The organism is Campylobacter portucalensis (assembly GCF_009690845.1).
GTDB lineage: Bacteria > Campylobacterota > Campylobacteria > Campylobacterales > Campylobacteraceae > Campylobacter_B > Campylobacter_B portucalensis.
The window spans coordinates 16,082-36,979 of record NZ_VWSJ01000015.1 but is presented as its reverse complement, the minus strand read 5'-3'; the positions used below and the strand labels follow the sequence as shown (position 1 = coordinate 36,979).

The 20,898-nt window shown below is 31.0% G+C and carries 11 protein-coding genes and 1 pseudogene; 6 read left to right on the top strand and 6 right to left on the bottom strand.

Annotated elements, in window-relative coordinates; genetic code table 11:
• Positions 1-174: 174 nt before the first annotated feature.
• The 4 genes and pseudogenes from F1B92_RS04980 to F1B92_RS04970 all read right to left on the bottom strand — a co-directional run bounded on the left by F1B92_RS04980 (position 175) and on the right by F1B92_RS04970 (position 13,084).
• Positions 175-10,320 (bottom strand): YadA-like family protein, encoded by a 10,146-nt coding sequence (locus F1B92_RS04980; protein WP_195836293.1) that lies wholly within the window; start codon positions 10,318-10,320, stop codon positions 175-177.
• Positions 10,321-10,341: 21 nt separating this feature from the next.
• Positions 10,342-10,452 (bottom strand): annotated as a pseudogene (locus F1B92_RS09520) (hypothetical protein); the annotation flags it as partial.
• Positions 10,453-10,625: 173 nt separating this feature from the next.
• Complete coding sequence (locus tag F1B92_RS04975) at positions 10,626-10,769, bottom strand: ESPR-type extended signal peptide-containing protein (RefSeq protein WP_154570777.1); 144 nt, start codon at positions 10,767-10,769, stop codon at positions 10,626-10,628.
• Positions 10,770-11,308: 539 nt separating this feature from the next.
• Positions 11,309-13,084, bottom strand: coding sequence for a biotin/lipoyl-containing protein (locus F1B92_RS04970; RefSeq protein WP_154570776.1), 1,776 nt, complete (start codon positions 13,082-13,084; stop codon positions 11,309-11,311).
• A gap of 193 nt (positions 13,085-13,277) precedes the next feature.
• Here F1B92_RS04970 and F1B92_RS04965 point away from each other — a divergent pair, with 193 nt between their 5' ends.
• Genes F1B92_RS04965 through pyk form a run of 3 tightly spaced genes read left to right on the top strand, consistent with a single transcriptional unit; the run spans position 13,278 to position 16,785 of the window.
• On the top strand, positions 13,278-14,630 hold the full coding sequence (locus F1B92_RS04965; protein WP_154570775.1) for an FAD-dependent oxidoreductase: 1,353 nt from the start codon (positions 13,278-13,280) through the stop codon (positions 14,628-14,630).
• Positions 14,623-15,321: a class I SAM-dependent DNA methyltransferase gene (locus F1B92_RS04960; protein WP_154570774.1), complete on the top strand. Its 699-nt coding sequence runs from the start codon at positions 14,623-14,625 to the stop codon at positions 15,319-15,321. The genes F1B92_RS04965 and F1B92_RS04960 overlap by 8 nt, the downstream gene beginning before the upstream one ends.
• 9 nt (positions 15,322-15,330) lie before the next feature.
• Positions 15,331-16,785, top strand: a complete 1,455-nt coding sequence (gene pyk / locus F1B92_RS04955) for a pyruvate kinase (RefSeq protein ID WP_154570773.1) — start codon at positions 15,331-15,333, stop codon at positions 16,783-16,785.
• Positions 16,786-16,819: 34 nt separating this feature from the next.
• Here pyk and uvrB read toward each other — a convergent pair whose 3' ends face one another.
• Positions 16,820-18,796 carry an excinuclease ABC subunit UvrB gene (gene uvrB / locus F1B92_RS04950; RefSeq protein ID WP_154570772.1) on the bottom strand — a complete coding sequence of 659 codons (1,977 nt, stop codon included), beginning with the start codon at positions 18,794-18,796 and terminating at the stop codon, positions 16,820-16,822.
• A gap of 69 nt (positions 18,797-18,865) precedes the next feature.
• Between uvrB and F1B92_RS04945 the strand changes: the two genes are divergently transcribed.
• From F1B92_RS04945 to F1B92_RS04935, 3 genes are read left to right on the top strand one after another with little or no spacing between them, the layout of a single operon-like run.
• Positions 18,866-19,108, top strand: a complete 243-nt coding sequence (locus F1B92_RS04945; protein ID WP_154570771.1) for a hypothetical protein — start codon at positions 18,866-18,868, stop codon at positions 19,106-19,108.
• A complete protein-coding gene (locus tag F1B92_RS04940) occupies positions 19,095-19,328 on the top strand; it encodes a hypothetical protein (RefSeq protein ID WP_154570770.1) in 234 nt (77 codons plus the stop codon). Before F1B92_RS04945 ends, F1B92_RS04940 begins: the two co-directional genes overlap by 14 nt.
• On the top strand, positions 19,325-19,762 hold the full coding sequence (locus F1B92_RS04935) for a hypothetical protein (RefSeq protein WP_154570769.1): 438 nt from the start codon (positions 19,325-19,327) through the stop codon (positions 19,760-19,762). Before F1B92_RS04940 ends, F1B92_RS04935 begins: the two co-directional genes overlap by 4 nt.
• A gap of 1 nt (position 19,763) precedes the next feature.
• On the opposite strand, the gene F1B92_RS04930 is transcribed toward F1B92_RS04935, so the two are convergent.
• Positions 19,764-20,861, bottom strand: a complete 1,098-nt coding sequence (locus tag F1B92_RS04930; RefSeq protein ID WP_154570768.1) for an FtsW/RodA/SpoVE family cell cycle protein — start codon at positions 20,859-20,861, stop codon at positions 19,764-19,766.
• Between the last annotated feature and the right edge of the window lie 37 nt (positions 20,862-20,898).

The following is a 20,898-nucleotide window of genomic DNA, read 5'->3' as shown; positions in this document are numbered from 1 at the left end:
TGCAACATAAATTTAATAGTAGTTGAAGATTTAGTTGCTAAAATATAACAAAACGAGCTAAACTAAAACAAAAGTGGTCTAGTGTTATGGAATTATTTAAATTTAATGAGGAATCACTCGCTTATATAAGCGAGTGATTTATAAACGAATAAAGCAGTAAATTTACTCTCTATCCTACCAAGTCCAGCCAACACCTATACCGCCAGCAAAATCGCCAACAGAGTTACTATTGCCTTGTATTTTAAATAATACTTTGCCATTATCGCTTACACTAGAAAATCCTAACGCCACTGCACTTTTTCCTTTATAAGTTCCAGCAGATATAGCCATAACCGATCTACCTGGTATTGAAGACATAGGCAATGTTGCTGCTGCATTTGCACCTGCAATGCCTGCTTGTAGGTTTTTATTTACATTGTCTAAGTGATTAACAACAGCTCCTACTCTACTATCTACATAGTTTTTATTAACAACTTGAGCATAGTTCTTTGGATTATCAATATCTGGAATTAAAATTTGACCCTTTGTTCCATCAAGTATTATATTGCCGTTATTACCAGATATTATCAACCCTGAATTGGTTGCCATTAATGAAGGCTCACCATTTTTACCTTTTAGTTCGATACCGTCGATATTATATTTTGCTGACTTACCATCTTTGCTTTTAATCTCAGTTCCTTTTGCAGTAACAATAGTTTCGTTATCTTTGCTAGTAGCTTGTAAGCCATTGCTATTTAATACCGATTTTGTGCCATTGATTTCTTTAGTTTCAAATGAAGCCATATTTTTTAACTTATCAGATAGTTTTATATCTAAGCCCTTGCCATCTTTTGACATTTCTACTTTGATATTGCCAGTAGCTGTTGTATCGCTATTAAATTTAATACTACTAGTATCTTCTTCACCTTTGATTGCTAGAGTTTCTGATAGATTTTTATGTACACGTTTGGCGTCATTGCCCTCAAAATTTAGCCCTGCTTTAGCAACAGCTTTTAAATCTTTGACAGTAACTACATTAGCCTCTTTAATATCTGATTCATCAGAAACTAAGGCTTGTATCTTATCCACGCCATTTTCTTTATTTCGCAAGATCTCTTGGGCAGTTGTTAATGCTTGCTGTGCTTCATGGGCTTTTAACACATTGTCTGCTAAAGCTATTTTGGCTTTATCAAGTGCATCAGAAGCCTCACTCACAACTTTTGTCGCTTCAGTCATTTTTTGATCGTTTTGTTTAAGCTCTTTTTCTATATCATCAAGAGCTGATTGCATGGTCGCTTTTTGTGGATCATTCTCATCTAATGTTTTAATCTGTTGTTCGATTTCAGCTTTTTTCATCAATAATGAAGGACGTTCAGTTGCCATCTTGGAAAGCTCATTTTTTGCTGTCATTAATGTTTGTTGTTCCTTGCCTACTTGATCTTTGGCGTTTTGTACAGCTTCATCTTGTTTTTTTAATGCCTCTTTTTTCTCATTAATTGCATCATTGAGTAATTGCTTTTCGCTTTCTAATATTTCTGAAATACCTAACCCACTTGCTACGTTGCTTATATTCATAGGTTTAGAAGTTGGTTCAGCTTTGATAATAACTTTTTTCGCTTCTTCGTCAGATAGGACTTTAGTTCCTCCTTTTTTATAGAATTTACCATCTTCACCTTTGATGACTTTAACATCGTCTAAATAATAATCAAATGGTCTATTTGAATTTGTTGAAGTTAATTTGCTATCAAGCTCACCAAATTTTGTATCCACGTATTTTTTATTTACTGCAGTATCACCAGTAGAATTTTTATCAATATCAGCAAGCCCTGTTATTTTACCAGTAAAATTTCCATCTTTTTTTTGTTTAAAGTCTATAGTAACTTTCCCAGAATTATTTGTAATAGCAAAAACTTCTTCTTCATTAGAAGAGTTTGTTTTTTGTTTTAAACTAATTCCTGTTGCATTTGTTTCGAAAGTATTTGTGTTATCTGTAACCTTTGTGCCATTAAGCGTGTATTTTGCTTTTTTACCATTTTCTTTTTCATTATCGCCTAATCCAACTATTGTTGTTCCTGTCGAGTTAATAGTTGTTTTGGTTTTTGGACTAGTTATATCCTCGGCTTTAAATTCTGCTGATGTTAGATTTTTTAAATTTTTAGAAAGTTGCACTACTAATGCTTCACTTTCAACAGCTACATTAATATTATCTTTTGCAGATTCAAATTTAGATTGAGTCGTATTTTGATCACCTTTAATCGCTAGTTTTTGTCCAAGATTTCTATGAACTTTTTTTGTTTCATTATTTCCCATAAAATCCATTCCAGCTTGCCCTAAAGCTTGAAGATCTCTTATAGTGGCAACATTATTTAACATTGGATCACTATCTTTTATGTTATCTTCATTAGCGTTATTTCCTAACAACTTATCAATAGCGTCTTTTTTAGATTGTTTATATTTTTTCTTAGCTTCTTCATCTGAGTCTTGAGGATTTAACTCTTTATATTTTTTAAGCCCTAAACCGGAATCAACATTGGCGATTTTCTTAGGATTTCCTTTTAGATTGATTATTTCTTGAACTTTTTCTGCTTCATCTTCATTTAAAGCAGTAGGTTGTTTATCTGTTTCATTCCCATCTGTTTTTACAAATTTTTGCTTGTTTTTATCATATTTTACACCGTCTGGTATATCTTCTTTCTTATAGAATTTATCTCCGTGTTTTTCTAGCTCTTTACCATTTTCATCTTTGTAGGTTGTTTTAAATGGATTATTTGCATCTGTTTTTGAAATTTTATCATTAATTTCATTTTGCATAGCATCAATAGCCGTTTTTACTGCTTTAGATGTAATAACTCTTTCATCTTCTAAAGATAATGCTTCAGATTTATTTAATGATAATGTTATTTTGTTGGTATTATTGTTTGAAGCTATTGATACTTTTATGTCTTTATCTTTTTTATCTAGTTCACTACCACTTGAGTCTTTTGATTTTCCATTTTTACTTTCAGAGCTATCTATTTCTATAATACTACCTAACGAGAATGTCGCTTGCTGTTGTGTTTGTTGCCCGCCTTGTGGCTTTGTTAATTCAGTGCCTTTAAATGTCAGCCCTTTATCAATAATAGCTTTGGCAATCGTAGATAAGTCTTGGACATTTACGGCGTTTTGAGCTATTTTATTGTTGCTATTGTTGCTATCAGGATTTCCAGAAAGGACATTTGCAATGGTTTGTAGATTAGTTTTTTTACTAGCTTCACTGATGCTATTAATACCTAAACCGCTTGTAATACCTTTAATCTGTTTACCACTTAAGGTTAAGCCGGTTCTGTCAAATACAAAATCTGCACCATTAGATTTAATCACCACATTAGTATTTGCTTTTGTGCCATTTACACCTTTTTTGTTAAATTCAATACTAGAGGCGATTTTTTTACCGTTGCCCGCTCCGATTTCTCCGCCAGTAATTGACTTCATATCTTTTAAATGCTCATTGAGTGAAAGCTCTAAAGTTTTATCATCAGGTTGTGTAGTAGCAGTAATGTTTTGATGTTTTGTCTTCTTTTGTGATTTATTTTTTGTCTCATCTAAGGAATATTTAACCATAAGTTCCTTGCCTTTAATGGTTAAAAGTGTATTATTGCCATCAAAAACTTCAAAAGATTTTCCTACATTACCAGCAACTTGTAATTTTGCCGATTTACTTTCTAATTTATCATCTACATATTTTTTATTTACTGCAGTATCACCGGTAGAATATTCAGTAATATCAGCAAGCCCAGTAATTACTCCTATGCCTTTAGTTTGGTTAGCTTCATTATTTGTTTTAAATGCAATAGTTGGTTTTTCTCCTGCTTTTATAGAGATACTCTCATTAGATCCATCTTTATTTTTAAGTATTAAACTTCCACCATTTGTATTATTTCCACCTAATACTGCATAAGTTTTATTATTATCTTTTATGCTAATTTCTTTAAAGTCTGGTTTTTCTTTAAGACCTATTTCAAATTTACCATTTCCATTAGTATTAGTGTATTTAGTAATTAAATTATTTCCTACATAAGTTTCTTCTGTTCCATTATTTCCAACTTTTATATCACTTGTAGCTTTAACTATATCAAGTTTACTTCCTAAATATTGAGGTTTGTAGTTATTCATTGCTTTATTGCTAGTATTAACATCTGCTTTATAACTTAAACCTGAATTTAATTTGCTAACTACTTTTTCTAATGAATTGATTATACTTGCAGGGACTGTTTCATTACTTCCATTTACTTCTTTTAATGCTAATGTATTGAATGTAAGTTCTTTAAACTCAGTTTTATTATTATCATTAACATTTATTCCTAATTTAGTTGCTAAATCCAATAGTTGTTTACCTGTTACAGCTTCTTTTGAACTATTAGTAATGTTACCATCTGCTAAATTTACTATTTTTTTACTTCCTAAATCTAACCCTTTTTCGCTAAAGCTAAATGTTGTAGAAGTTACTGTAATACCATCTTGACCTTGTGTTTGATTAGCTGTTTTTGTTCCTATCGTAAATTCTATTTTATCTTTAGTAGCATTGGTATCTTGACTATTGGATGCGAAAGAAATTTTCGCTCCAGTATCATCTTTGCTACTTTTAATGCTATCTATATTTTTAAGATTATTAGCAAGGCTATGTTGGATTGAACCATTTTTATCGACAACGACTTGAATATTGTCATTTTCATCTTTCTTGAAGTCCAAGCCATCCATTAGTTTGACCGTTTGTATGTTATCTTTTGATCCGTTTGCTTTATAGACTATTTTTAAGTCATCTACATATTTTTTATTAACGGCATCATATTTGCCTTGCGGGGTATCGACAAATACAATCCTTCTTTTTGTTGAAGCATTCCCTACCGATACAGCATTAGATACTCCTATTGACTTATCACCTAATACAATCGCACTTTCTACATCATCTTTGAGATCTACTTGAGAGCCTAAAACGATGTTTTCATTGCCACCTACTGTATTGCCTAGTCCTATAGCAATGTTTTTAGCACCGCTGATTTCATTATCCGAACCGATGACATAGGTTTGTTCTTTATCAAGTGTATTTCCTTCACCTAATACAAAAGAGAAATTACCTTTGACATTATTTTCTTTACCTACAGCGACAGAACTCGTTCCCAACACGGTTGAATCCTGACCGATAGAGATTGCACCGCTATTAGAAGCCTCAGAGTTATAGCCAATAGCAATGGATCCTTCGTTTTTTGATATGGCATTATGTCCGATAGAAATAGAGCCTTCACCTATCGCTTGTGTTTTTGCGGAATCAGAAAGTTTAACAGATTTATCCCCTGTGCCTTTTAGGTAGCCCACTAAGGCTTTGGCTTGTATTAATTCACTGGTACCTTCTGTTTCATCTTCATTAAGCTCAATTTTTTCAATGCCGATATTTGAACCAAACTCTTTTTTATGACCATTTATATTTTCTCCAGTAACTCTTAAAAAGTCATCTTCTAATGTTTTTGTGCCTTCAGATATTTGACTTTTTACATAATCAACAACTGCTTTTTCTGTTGTTAATCTATCTGGGTGTTTTTCTTCATTATCTTTATTTATTCTAGTTCCAGCATTTGCATCAATTGTATCTGTTTGATTAGCACTTATTGTAAATGTTCCTGTGTTGTTATTTTCAGAGTGTTTTAAAGAAACAGTTATATTAGATCCTCCTGAAATTTTAACAGTTTTATTAGAATCATTAGCTCTTTTAAATTCTGCCGAGTTGTTATCTGCTGTAAATGTTAATGTATATTTAGATAACTTATCAATATCTGTTGCAGTAGCTATTTTTGAAACATTCTTATCACCGTGATTAACACTAACATTACCTAAATCATCAACAGTTATTTTTACTGTTTTGTTGTTATCGTTACTATTTTTTAATGTTATAGAATTAATATCTTTTAAATCCTTATTGAGACCAACTGTAATCTTTTGGTTTTGACGATCAACAGTTGTTGTAATATTTGATCCACCATTAATATTTAATGTCTTATTTGTAGAATTTATTTCAAGACTTTGAGATTCTCCCTCGCTTGGCTTATCCCCTTTAACACTAAAACTTGACGCTACATTTGATAATGCACCTTTTAAGTATCTTTTAGTTATTAATTCGTTTTCTTTAACTTTATCGTTTTTTTCATATTCTTGTTTTTCTTCTAACTCTACTTTTTTAAATGTTGGATCATCTTTTATTCCTATTAAAAATTCTCCACTATTTGGTTGATATTTTACTTTAATGTTATTACTACTATATCCAAGTTTGTCAGATGTTTGTTTATCTATATTGCCAGCTTTAATTGTTAATGTATCTCCTAAATAATGAGTTCTGTTATTGTCGGCATCCCCAATTACAATTCCTTTATTAATTGCTTTTATATTTTCATCAATAGCATTTTTAAAAGTCATTTCTTTTGGTGATTGCGGGTTTGTATTACCATTATATTTTACAACTTCAAAATTTGATTTTTTAAATCCAAATTTATTATTAGCGTTTTCAGCCTTAGCACCCAATACATCTATAGCCAACTTAGAAAATTCATCTGCTACTGCATATAGCTGACTTCCATTTACAGCATCTGTTGAATTTTTTGTTACATCTCCTGCTGCAACATTTTTGATTTTACGCTCTACACCATTTCTACCTACACTAAATACTGTCTTTTTATTATTATCATTATTATTGCTACTTACTCCACCTGACCAGTTAAATTTAATATTTTGCTTGCCAACAATTACAGTTGCTTCTTTGTTTGCTGTTTCTTTAGCTGTTGCTTCAGATTCTTTACCTATAGCTATTGAATCTCCTGCTGCTTCTTCTACTTTTGAACCACTACCTATTGCTACTGCACCCGAAACTTTAGTAGTCGCACCTTTTCCTATCGCTACAGAATTTTTTACCTCTTTATATTCGTGTTTTGCTTCATCTCCATTTAATGCTACAGCTCCAGCACCAATAACAACACTATCTCCAGCTTGTGCTGCTTTAGCACCATTACCTATTATGATAAGGTTACTATTTTTCTTATTTTTATTATTAGCAATTCTATTTTTTTTATCAACTTCTGTTTTATTAGCATAAACTTTAATATTATTACCTAATGCAAGCGAATCAGTTGCATTGTAGATTGTAGCTTTATTACCAATTACTGTTGACCATTCTGAATTTTCTATAAGTGTACCTTCAATTCTAGTACCATCTTTTATGTGGTTTCCATTATTTGCTTTAACTGCACCTATAGCTATAGAAGCTCTTGAATTTCTTAATGTTGTACCACTACCCATAACAACAACCGCATGATTTAAACCTCTATCATTTTGTGTAACTGTATTATCTGAACCCAATACAAAAGAATTAGGAACATCAAGACTTACATTTTTTCCTATTACTACTGCATTTTGTGCCTTTGATTGTGCTCCTTCTCCTATTGCTATAGCTCCCCTTTTAGTTGCTCCATCGTTGTTATAATTTGAATTATCTTCTTGACTAGTACCATTTACAGATACATAATGCCCTCTTGCTTGTTTTACACCCTCTTTTAATTGAGCAAGGATAACAACGTCTGTGTCTTTTGTACCTGGTGCTACGTTTACTATTTTTCTTAAGGCGAATTTTTTAACCTTCGCTGCTTCTTCGAGCCTTTGTTTCTCATATTCATCAGGTTTTGTCTCTTTGAGAACAGCATTCTCTTTTACCCATTTTTCATATTTTTTTTGGTTTTCCTTTGCTTTTGCATCAGTACTGTTCTTAAGATCTTCCAAATCTCCGCCATAACGACCAACAGAGACTGCTGCATACATATGATGGTCGTCTATTAATTTTGCCAATTCGTCAGTTATATATGTATTAGATTTTTGTTGAGCACTTAATTTACTAGCCGGTTCAGGTGTTCTATCTGCAACCGAATAGTTACCCAATGCGACGGCGTTGGCAGTAGCAGATGAGGTGTTATTACCAAGTAGTACTGTATTTTGAGCTGCGTCATTTTCTATCTTTGCATTTTTACCAATAACGATAGATTCACTAGAATTAGCTAAAGCTCCTACTCCTATTGCAATCGAACCTGATTTTTTTGCTCCGTCACTAAAGAAATTAGAGTTTTTTAATTTTTCTTGATCGTCTTCAGTTATTAATTTATTAATATTTTCATCTGATTTATCTATTTTTTCTGCATTTTCAATATCTACGAAAAGTTGATTATACCAATCTTTTTTCAGTTTTTCTTTTTGTTCTGCATCGTAATTATTAGGATATGTTGGTCCATAGCCTTGTTGACTCATTTGTTCATCTAGTTCTTTTAATTTAGATGCAGTCTTTTTAAAATCAGTGTATTTTTTATCATACTTTTCTAGTTTTGCTTCCATTTTTGTTAAATTTATATCTTCTTGATTTATAACTTTTCTAAGTTTTAATTTCAAATAATCTTTTTTTATTTTAGTATAGTTTTCGTAATCATGTTTTTTTGTTACTAAATTTTTTAATTCATCTAACCCCTTAACTGATAAATACTTAACTCCATGATTAATATCGCTATCATCATCTAATGTATTGCCATATAAAATAGCTTCTTCTAATGCTTTTAATTGTGATACGTTTACAGCATCCGTATCACTATAGCCTGGTGCTACATTTACTATACGTCTTTCGGCATTTTTTCCACCAACTGATAAGTAACCAATTTTTTCTGATGATGGAAGCGATATTGCATATTTTGGTGCCCATGCATCTTGTGCCATTTCAGTTTGAGTGTAATCAGTTTTTGCATTTACTCCTAGAGCTATTGAATTTAAATAATAGGCCTTTGCATTATTTCCTATTGCCATTGCATTTTCAACAGGTATTGTAAAGTTAGAATCTTTATTTTTCTTTTTATTTTCTTCAGTCATAAGTTCCACTGGCATTTCTTTTAAAACTTTTGTATCTATACCTAATGCCAGTGATGAAGGAGCTTCTACTCTCGATAATGATCCAAATGCAATTGAGTCATTATTTAATGATTTTGCTCCATAACCAATAGCAAAACTTTTGCTATTTTTTGCATAAGCTGCTTGACCTATTGCAAAAGCTTTGTCATTTTTCGCGTAAGCAAATCTACCTATTGCTAATGAATTATCTCCATTTGCTATTGAGTATGATCCTATCGCTATTGAGCCATTATTAAATCTTCCTTCACTGTCTTGATCTCTTTGTGCTTTTTTTTCACCAGAACTGTATTGATCTTCTAATTTAGCAACGTAATTTGATTGCACATTTGATTCTAGAAATTTATTTAATGTAATATCAGTAGAATTACCTTCGTAAATTTTTTCTAATTGTTTAATTTCATCTTCTTTCATAATTACATTTGAAAATACATTTGATCCAATAGCTAATGACCCTTTTCCGCCTGCATAAGCATTTCTACCATATACCATTGAACCTGTATATAGAGCTTGGACGTTATTACCTATACCGACTGACTCATCTTCGTACACATAAGCTTCATTACCAACAGCTAGTGATTTTGTGCCAAATGCTATTGTGTTTGTTCCTAGTGCTGTTGAATAATCCCTGTTTGCTATAGCTAATGTTCCTAGTGCTGTTGAATAATCCCCATAGGCTATCGATCTAGCTCCAAGTGCTATTGCATTGTTTCCTTTTGCCCATGTATGAGTCTTAAATCTTCTGTTATCTTTCAAATACTCTTGATACGCTTCATCAACCTCTTTTTTATGATTTTGATATCTTTGCCAGTCTGGTAGTTTTTGTATTTCTTCTATTGTTTGTTTATAGTTTTTGTTGTTAGTGCTTTTATAGTCTTTGTTTATTTCTTTCAGTATATCACCTTGAGCTTCATAAAAAATTCCTTGATGATAAACATAATATCCAGCATTATAACTAGGATTTCCGTCATTTCCTTTTTTTCTTATGTATATTTTTCCATCTTTTTTAGAAAGTGCTTCCCCTTTGTCTTGACTATTATAATCATCAAAATCTTTACTATATAATATTCCATCTGCATCAGCCATTACTGTTTGTTTTTTACCATTTTCTATATGTCCAGCCTTATTAAATTTAGTCGCAGCATAACTTCCTGTATCATTAAAATTTGATCTTGCATTATAGAATAGTCTAAATACATCTCTACTTAGAGCTTTACGAAGGCTTTCATCTCCAGAAACATTATCCGTTCCTATAGCTATACTTGAATTTCCCCAAGCTACCGTATCATTACCAATTGAGGTTGCCTCGTTTCCTTGAGCAAATGCTTTATATCCTATAGCAACACCTTCACGGTTATGGTTCTCAGCAGCTTTCTTGTTCACATTATCCCCAGTAATAGCTTGAAATCCTATTGCTGTTGAAGAATTACCACCAGCAACCGCACGTGAACCAATAGCTACTGTTTCGTTAAAGTCCTTATTTCTAAATGAAGTATTAGCCCCCGTTTTATTCATTGTACTTGTTAATATTGTTGATTCATTTGAAACGGTATGAGTTTTATCATTCCATTCGCCAAACCAAACTTTTGATCCTTCATTTAAATCACCATTTTTAAAATTTCCTATGTTGCTTGGACCATTTAGCCACAAAGTATAACCATATGCCGCACTTGATAATATCCCACTCATCAACAACGCAAGTGAAAATGTCCTAAATAAGCTCGTACCCCCCCCCCCGTTGTGGTAGAAGATTGACAGTTTTTAGCTATCTCAGGAACGGCTTTTACTTGAGATGTTTTTATATTATATTTAATCTTAAAACTTTTATTCATATTTTTTCCTTAAAGAATTATTATTGATATTAAAATGCCATATTATAAGATAATTTTTTTTAAATATCAATAAAAATAGAGATTGTTAAAAAGTAATTTTAAATAGAATTATAAATAATATTGTTTAAATTTGATCTATTTATAATAATAGCTTTTGTGGCTTTGAGATGCGTTTTAGTCTTTAAATAATCAAAAATATATAATCAAACAAATTAAAATGCAAATTTTATAATATATATTTTGTTTTGTGTAAATTTAGCTTTTAAAAAAATGTTTAAATGTAATTCGCACTTTTGAGGATAAATTTTTAAGTTTTTACTCATATATGGTAACTTGCTAGAAGTAACTAAATTTTATCGGCAAAAAAGTTTGTATGTATGCATAAATTTACTAACTCTAGTAAGTTAAATATCGATTAAATTTTTAGGTTTTAAATTTACTTTTATATTTTGATTATTTACAATCACATTTTTGAAGCTTTTATAATACTCTTTATTAAAGCAATTAAGTCTTAGTAGTCCCCTTTAAAAAGGGGAGGATTAAGAAAATCTAGCTAAAACTTCGCCACTTTCTATACTCATACCAACATCGACTAAGACTTCTTTTATGATTCCATCATTTGGAGAGATAACTTCTATTTCCATTTTCATGGCTTCTAATATCAAAAGTGGTTGGTTTTTTTTCACATTTTCGCCACTTTTAACTAGGACTTTAAATACATTGGCTGAAATTTCAGCACATATATCTTTACTACTTTTTGCTGTAATTTTACTTTCTGTTTTTACAGGCTCAAAATCTTTTACTTTTATTTGTGAATTATGTCCGTAAGCTACGTTTACGTTGTATTTTTCGCCATTTACTACAACGGTATAAGCACCTTGTTTGGCTAATTTTTTATGCTCAAGTTGCTCACCTTTTCTGACTTTAACATCGGCGTTTCCTTTTAGGAATGCTATGCCTTTTTCTTTACAAGCTAGTACTATAAAGATGTTTTCTTCTGAAGTTTCTATGCCTTCGTTTTCTAAAATTTCTTTGGCGTATTTGATAGTTTTTGTTTTATCTTGATCGGCTACATCGATTGCTGATTTTGTTGTAGGCTCTAAATTTAGCTGTTTGCTAGCAAGGTTGATAATTTCTTGATCAGCTTTTACTGGAGTTTTACCAAAATATCCAAGTACCATTTTGCCATAACCTTCTGCTATTTTGTTCCAATTTCCAAACATTACGTTGTTAAAAGCTTGTTGGAAGTAGAATTGACTTACAGGAGTTACACTTGTGCCATATCCGCCTTTTTCTACAACTTCACGCATAGCTTTTATAATTTGTGGGAATTTATCTAGAATGTTGTTATCTCTCATCATTTGAGTATTTGCTGTTAGAGCTCCTCCTGGCATAGGCGAAAAAGGTATTAGAGGGCTAACTTGCGTAGCTTCAGGCGGGATAAAATACTCTTTTAAACACTCATTTAAAACTTCTTCGTATTTTAAAATTTTGTCAATTTCGAGTCCGCCTAAATCATAATTTTTGCCTTTTACGGCGTGAAGCATTGTTAAAATATCAGGCTGACTTGTTCCACCGCTTACTGGATAAGCAGCCAAATCGATACCATCGACACCTGCATCTAAAGCTGCTAAATAGCAAGCCACACTAACACCTGCAGTTTCGTGAGTGTGAAGTCTGATGTGAGTGCTTGAAGGTAGAAGTTTTCTAGCCATTTTTATTGTTTGATAGACTTTTTCAGGACTTGAGGTTCCGCTTGCATCTTTAAAGCATATACTATCAAAAGGAATTTCGCTTTTTAAAATCTCTTTTAGGGTTTTTTCATAAAATTCAGCATCGTGAGCTCCTTTGCATCCTGGTGGCAAATCCATCATAGTTACTACAATTTCATGTTTTAAGCCGTGATAAACAATCCTTTCGCCTGAGTATTTTAAATTTTCAACGTCATTTAAAGCATCAAAATTTCTAATTGTAGTAGTTCCGTGCTTTTTAAAAAGTTTTGCGTGCAAATCTACCATCTCTCGACTTCCAGTATCCAAAGTTACTGTATTTACACCACGGCTTAGGGTTTGTAGATTTGCCTCATCTCCAACAATTTGTCTAAAATTATCCATCATCTTAAAAGCATCTTCATTTAAATAAAAATACAAACTCTGAAATCTAGCTCCTCCACCAAATTCAAAATGAGTGATTCCTGCTTCTTTTGCTGCACTAACTGCTGGTAAAAAATCATTCATCAAAACTCTTGCACCAAATACGGATTGAAAACCATCTCTAAAAGTAGTATCCATAATATCAATAAATTTCTTTGCCATATGTAGCCTTTAATAAAAAATTTCAGACATAATTCTAACTAAAATTATCATTGTTTAAGCTGAAATTTCTAAAAATTCATAAAATTTTTGCTTGTAGCTTTATATATATTTTATTTTTTAAGTTAGTTATTAAATTTACAATATTTTAAGAGAATTTTAAATAAAATTAGCAAAATATTTTAAAGGAGTGTGTATGGAAGAAAAGCATTATGAGGTTGTTGTTATCGGTGGCGGTATAAGCGGATCAGCACTTTTATATGAGCTTGCTAAATTTAGCAATATAAAGAGTTTAGCGATAGTTGAAAAGTATGAAGGTATTGGGACTTTAAATACAAAAGCTAGTGCAAATTCTCAAACGATTCATTGTGGAGATATAGAGACAAATTACACTCTTGAAAAAGCTAAATCTGTAAAAGCAAAAGCAGATATGATAAGTAGATATATCATAAATAATAATTATGGTGAAAAATTTGCTTTTAAAACTCAAAAATTAGCTATGGGTGTGGGGGAAAAAGAGGTTGATATTATAAAAAATAGATTTGAAGATTTTAAAAGTTTATATCCGTATTTAGAGCTTTTTGATAAGAATAGATTAAAAGAGATAGAGCCAAGACTGGTTTTTAAAGAAAATGGCGAAGAAAGAGATGAAAATATCGTAGCTATGGGAACAACAGGCGAAGTTTTTACGACTGTTGATTTTGGTGCTATGGCCGTTAGTTTGATAGAAAATGCAAAAAAAGTTGAAAATAAAATTTGTGATGTTTATCTAAATACCGAAGTTGAGATTATCGATAAAATAGGCGATAGATTTTATTTAAAAACTAAAAATAAAAAATCAATTAGTGCTGATTTTGTAGTGGTAAATGCAGGAGCTCACTCTTTATATTTAGCTCATAAAATGGGCGTTGGAAAAGATATAGGCTCTGTTTCTATGGCAGGTAGTTTTTTCTTAACAAAAGAAAAACTTTTAAATGGCAAAGTTTATATGGTGCAAAATCCAAAACTTCCTTTTGCTGCACTGCACGCAGATCCTGATATTTTGGCAAATGGTTGTACGAGATTTGGTCCAACTGCACTTCCTCTTCCAAAATTAGAAAGATATCACGGATGTCTGCAAAGTTCATGCGAGTGGGCAAAAACTCTAAATTTAAGTAAAGAGATTGTGAGTATATTTTATGATTTATTAAAAGATGGGGAGATTAGAAATTATTTATTTAGAAATATAGCTTTTGAAATTCCTGGCTTAGGGGTTAAACTTTTTGTTAAAGATGCTAGAAAAATTATTCCATCTTTAAAAGAGAGTGAAATTTATTTTGCTAGAGGTTTTGGTGGGGTTAGACCGCAAGTTTTAAATAAAAAGAGTAAAAAACTTGAATTTGGCGAGTTTTCTGTAAATGAAATCGATGGTGTAATCTTTAATATGACGCCAAGTCCAGGAGCTACAAGTTGTCTAGGAAATGCTTACAGGGATGCAAAAATAGTTTGTGATTATTTGGGTAAAAATTTTGATGAAAATAAATTTAAAAATGAGTTAGTAGATGAATGATCTTGATTTTTACGCTAAAATCGAGCCTATTCTTGGACTAAATGAGGCTAAAAATAGGCTTTATGAAATTTATTTAGATGAAATTTCTAATCTTAAATTTAGTGGATTTAAGGGGCTTGATTTTGGTTGTGGAGCTGGTGATTTGGCTTTAAGATTAGCACATAAATTTAAGATGTTGTGTTTAGATAAGAGCGATGAGATGGTAAATTTAGCGTTAAAAAATGGACTTAATGCTAAAAATTTAAGCATATTTGAGCTTAATGAAAAATTTGATTTAATAATATCTAGTTTTGATGTTTTAAACTATATGAAAAAAGATGAAATGGTTGAATTTTTATCTAAAATTCCAGAGTTGTTAAATGAAAATGGATATTTTATTTTTGATATTAATACGAAATTTGGATTTGAAGAGATTGCTCAAGGGTTGCTTTATGAAGAAGATGAGGATGGAAATTCTCTTATTATAGATGCTGTTTTTGAGAATGAAATTTTAAAAACAGATATGATATTGTTTGAAAAACGAAAAGATTGTTTTTATAAAATTAAAAAAACCATAACTCAGGTTTTTCATCAAAAGAGTTTTATACAAAATAATTTAAATTTAAAGCTTTTAAATGTTAAAAATATAAATCTTTATAGCAAAAAAAAGGCTGATAAAATTATTTTTATCTTTAAAAAAATAAATAATTAAAGGACGATAATGAGAAAAAAGACTAAAATTTTAGCTACAATAGGCCCAGCTAGTGATAACTTAGAAACAATTGTGGATTTGATAAAATCAGGAGTAAATGCTTTTAGGATGAATTTTAGTCATGGAGATCATGATTATCATAAGTCAAATTTAGAGAAAATTCGCAAGGCTGAGAGCATACTTAAAAAAAGAGTAGGAATTTTGCAAGATATTAGCGGACCAAAGGTTAGAGTGGGTAAGCTAAAAGAGATGTTTAGATTAAATCCAGGCGATAGATTGATTTTTGTTAGAGATGAAATTATTGGCGAAAAAATTGATGATAAAAACTATAGGCTTTGCATAAATCATCCAGAAATTTTACCGCTAATAAAAGAAGGAGAATACATTTATCTTTATGATGGTGCTATTAGGGCAAGAGTTGAGAAAGTAAGCAGTGAAGAGATTTGTGCGGTACTTGAAAATGGTGGAATTTTGACTTCAAATAAGGGCGTGAATTTTCCAAATACGAGATTAAATATAGATGTTATAACTCCAAAAGATATGTCAGATTTAGAGTGGGGCGTTAAAAATGGAGTGCATTTTGTGGCAGTTTCTTTCGTCCAAAGTGCTACGGATGTTTTAAGAGTGAGAAGAATTTTAGATGAACTTGGAAGCAAGGCTAGAATTTTTGCTAAGATTGAAAAATTTGATGCAGTTGAAAATATAGATGAGATTATAGAAGCAAGTGATGGAATTATGGTAGCAAGAGGTGATCTCGGAATAGAGGTGCCGTATTATGAAGTGCCAAATATCCAAAAAATGATCATTAAAAAGGCTAATCAAAAAGCAAAACCTGTTATAACAGCTACTCAAATGATGCTTTCTATGACTCAAAATGAAAGTGCAACAAGGGCAGAGATAAGTGATGTTGCAAATGCTGTTTTAGATGGAAGTGATGCAGTGATGTTAAGTGAAGAGAGTGCAGTTGGAAAGCATCCTGCTCAGGTTGTAAAAGCGATGAGTAATACTATAAAAGAGGTTGAGAAAATTTATCCTTTTAATAAAAATTTAGAGTGTTTTGATGAGACAGATATGGTTGCATTTAGTTCAGTATCTCTTGCTAAAAATTTAAACGCAACAGCTATTTTATCCATAACAGGTTCAGGGCGTTCTGCTATAAAAATGGCTAGAAATAGACCATCAATGGAAATTTATGCTATAACTCATGATGAAGAGACGGCTCATTTTTTAACTCTTGCTTGGGGCGTTAATCCTATAATGGTAAAACTTAAAGTGGATGTAGATTTTTTGATTGCTGATAGTATTGTGGATGCTTATAAAGAGGGGTATATTGATGAAAATTTAACCTATATTATGACTGCTGGATTTCCAACAGGTGTGGCTGGTAGCACAAACTATATAAGGATTATCAAAAAAGATCAAATATCTTACTATCAAAATTTAAAAAATAAATTTAAAATTTAATTATATTTTAGCAACTAGTGATTTCTAGTTGCTTTTAAAACTCTTTTAATTTTGCTATCTCATCACGCAGGGCGGCGGCTTTTTCAAACTCAAGTTTATTAGCAGCTTCAAGCATTTCACGCCTTAACTCTTTTATGATTTTAGCTCTTTCATTTGCTGGCATTTTTTCTAAATTTTTAGAAGCTCTTAAAATCTCAGCTGTATCTTCAGTTTTTAAGCTATCTTCAATATTTCTAGAAGCAGATCGTGGAGTAATGCCATGCTTTTTATTATACTCATCTTGATATTTACGCCTATTTTGAGTTATTTCAATGGCTTCTTTCATTGAATTTGTAATTTTTTTATGAAACATCACAACCTTGCCATTTACATTTCTAGCAGCTCTTCCCATTGTCTGAATTAAGCTAGTGCGAGATCTTAAAAAGCCCTCTTTATCAGCATCCATTATCGCTATTAAGCTAACTTCAGGTAGATCTAGTCCTTCACGAAGTAAATTTATACCTATTAGCATATCAAACTGCCCACTTCTTAAACCTCTAATTAACTCATTTCTCTCAACAGCGTCGATGTCTGAGTGCATGTATTTAACTTTAATGCCAAGTTCAAGGTAGTATTTTGTTAACTCTTCAGCCATTTTTTTGGTTAGAACTGTTACTAAAACCCTTTCATTTCTAGCAATTACTTCTTTTGCCATATCGTGCAAGATTTCAACTTGATTGTCACTATCTTTTAGGATGATTTCAGGATCAAGTAGCCCAGTAGGACGTAAAATTTGATGAAATACTTTACCCTTACTAAGTTCTATTTCATAATCATTTGGAGTAGCCGAAACAAATAAAAATTTCCCCTTTTTGTTTATAAACTCATCAAATTTTAAAGGTCTATTATCAAGGGCTGAAGGTAAGCGAAATCCATACTCAACTAAAGTTTCTTTTCTGCTTCTATCTCCTGCATACATTCCTCTAAATTGCGGCAAACTTACATGACTTTCATCAACTATAACTAAATAATCAAGCCCTTTTATTTCATAATAATCAAATAATGAATATGGCGTCCCACCTGGCTTCATACCTGTGATGTAGCGTGAGTAGTTTTCAACGCCTTTAGTTGAGCCCGTGGCTCTAAGCATCTCTAAATCAAACTCAACTCTTTGCTTTAAGCGTTGTTCTTCAACTAATTTTCCAGCATCACGAAACTCTTTTAATCTCTCATCAAGCTCTATCTCAATTCCTTTAATGGCTTCTTTTAAGCGATTTTCTCCTACGATAAACTGACTTGCTGGATATAAAATAAACTTATTTATGCTTTTTGTTCTTTTATTTTCTAAAAAGTCAAAATGGTAAATTTCATCAATCTCGTCTCCAAAAAACTCTATCCTTAGGGCTTCATCGTTAAAATAAGCTGGATAGATATCAATCACATCCCCATTTACTCTAAAATTTCCTCTATCAAAAAAATTGTCATTTCTAGTATAGCCCATATCAATTAGTTTTCTAAGGAGAGTTTTTTGTGAAATTTCAGTCCCATTTTCTAAAAACATAACCATTCCTTGATACTCAGCTGGATTTCCTAAGCCGTAATTTGCTGAAACTGAAGCAATTGTTATAACATCATCAAAGCTTAGTAAATTTGCAGTTGTGCTAAGTCTAAGGCGTTCTAACTCATCATTTATAGAACTATCTTTTTCTATGAAAAGATCTTGCCTTGGGATATAAGCTTCAGGTTGATAATAATCATAATAACTTATAAAATACTCAACTCTATTTTTTGGAAAAAAGCCCTTAAATTCGCTATAAAGTTGGGCGGCTAAGCTTTTGTTATGAGTCATTATTAGGGTTGGAATTTGAAGCTTTTTAATTATATTTGCCATAGTAAAGGTCTTACCACTTCCAGTTACGCCAAGCAAGGTTTGATATTTATTTCCATTTTTTATAGAATTAACTATGCCATTAATTGCATTTTCTTGATCAATGCTTGGGCTAAATTTACTTGAAATTTCAAAATTTTTCAATTATTTTTCCTTATTTTAAGTAAAATTTGATACAATTTCGCCATTATATCAAAAATAGAGGTAAAATTTATGCTTGAAGATGAAAAAATAGTTCCAACTCTAAGTGATAAAATAAAAGAGTTGATTGAAAAATATAGAAATGTCGTTAGTGAAAATGAAGATTTAAGAAGAGAAATAGTTGGTTTAAAAGTACAAAATGAAGCTTTAAATTCCAGACTTAGAGATGCTGAAGATGATTTAACTATGAAAAATTTAACAGATGAAGAACTATATAAAGAGATAGAAGATGTATTGAATAATGAGAGAGCTTGAAGTTCATATCACAAATAAATCTCTTTCAAAATCATATAAAATTAGTATAGATGACGAATTTGCTGTGGTTTTTAAAAAAGATTTAGCCCTGTTTAGCGATAAAAATGGAAATATTGATGCTAAAGATCTGCTTGAAGCGTTTGTAAAAAAAAGCTATGAGCAATTTATTAATGCAAAAGAGCTAAATCGTCTTATAAAAAAAATAGAGGAAAATAGATGAAAAAAGGTTTTGGGACAGGGAATTTGGCTGTTTTTTTAATAATTGCAATTGTTGTTTGGAAAGTAGTTATTCCTAAATTTAGCGGTTTTGCGGGGGATAAAGCTAATGCTTTTATGGCAGTTAGTGAATTAAAATCAGCAATTGATGATATTAAAAGATACTATTTAAAATATGGAAAATTAACAGATATTCAGCTAATGACATCTGTTTCAAATTTTGAAAATCCAGCTCAAAAGCTAGAAATAAATAGACCTGTAATGTATGGTGTTAGAAAGAATAATTTAGTTAGTTACTGTACAATTCTTGAGATTAAAATCATAAATTCTCAAGAAATAATTACGCTTACAGATAGTAGTGATAGAAGCAAAACTTGTCTTAATTTTAGAGAAGATGCTAGATATCAAAGTCTTAAAAATACAGCCCTTAGATATTAGATCACCCCTTTGTTTTATACTCATCTCTAAATTTAAAAGTTAATAAATTTTGCAAAATTCCAAAAAAACACATAAATGTTATAAAGCTACTTCCTCCATAGCTAAAAAACGGTAATGGAATTCCTACAACAGGAGAAAGTCCAATATTCATAGCTATATTTACATGAGAATAAACAAAAATCAAAACACCAATTCCTATAGCCATAACTCGTGTTATATAATCTTTTTTTAATGTAATGCTAAGGCTAAAAAGATGCATAATTAAACATAAATACAAAATCATTACAAATAAATTTCCTGCAAAACCAAATCTTTCACTATTGTAAGCAAAGATGAAATCACTTGTAGCAATTGGTAAAAATTTAAAGTGAGACTGAGTGGCTTCATCTTTTGATTTTCCGCTTATTCCTCCATTTCCGATTGCAATTATTGATTGTTTTACTTGATAGCTAGGTTCTTTTGATATGAAATCTATTATTCGTTTTTTTTGGTAATCATGTAAATTTTCATAAATTACAGGCGATGAAACACAAAGCGTCAAAGCTATACTTATCCAAATTTTTTTATTTACTCCAATTACAAATAACACAGCATATCCAGTCATCATCATAACGAGTGCAGTTCCTAAATCAGGCTCTTTTAGTATCAAAACAAAAGGTAGTAGTATAAAAAAACTTAGCTTTATGAATTCTTTTAAAGAGTAGCCATCTTGAGAAGGTGGATTTTTTGCTATTAAATATCCAAGCATTAATAAAAAAATAGGCTTCATAATCTCACTAGGTTGAATTGTAAAATGAGTAAATGGAATTTCAAGCCATCTTTTTGCACCAAGTTTTGAGATACCAAATATATCTACACTTAAAAGCAAAATTATACCTATCCAATATGCAAATGGTACTAGCCACAACATTTTTCTAATTGGAATTAAAAAGAAAAATAAAAAAACTAAAAATCCAACACCAAAATATATATATTGTTTTAAAGCTAGTGTTTGATTAGCTTCTGATATTAAAAAATGAGATAAAATTATGATTGGTAGTATTAATAAAGGTTGTATAAAATCAAAATGTGATACAATACGTCTATCAAAAATAATCAAATTTGCTCCTTAAAATAGCAAATTATAACAAAAAAAG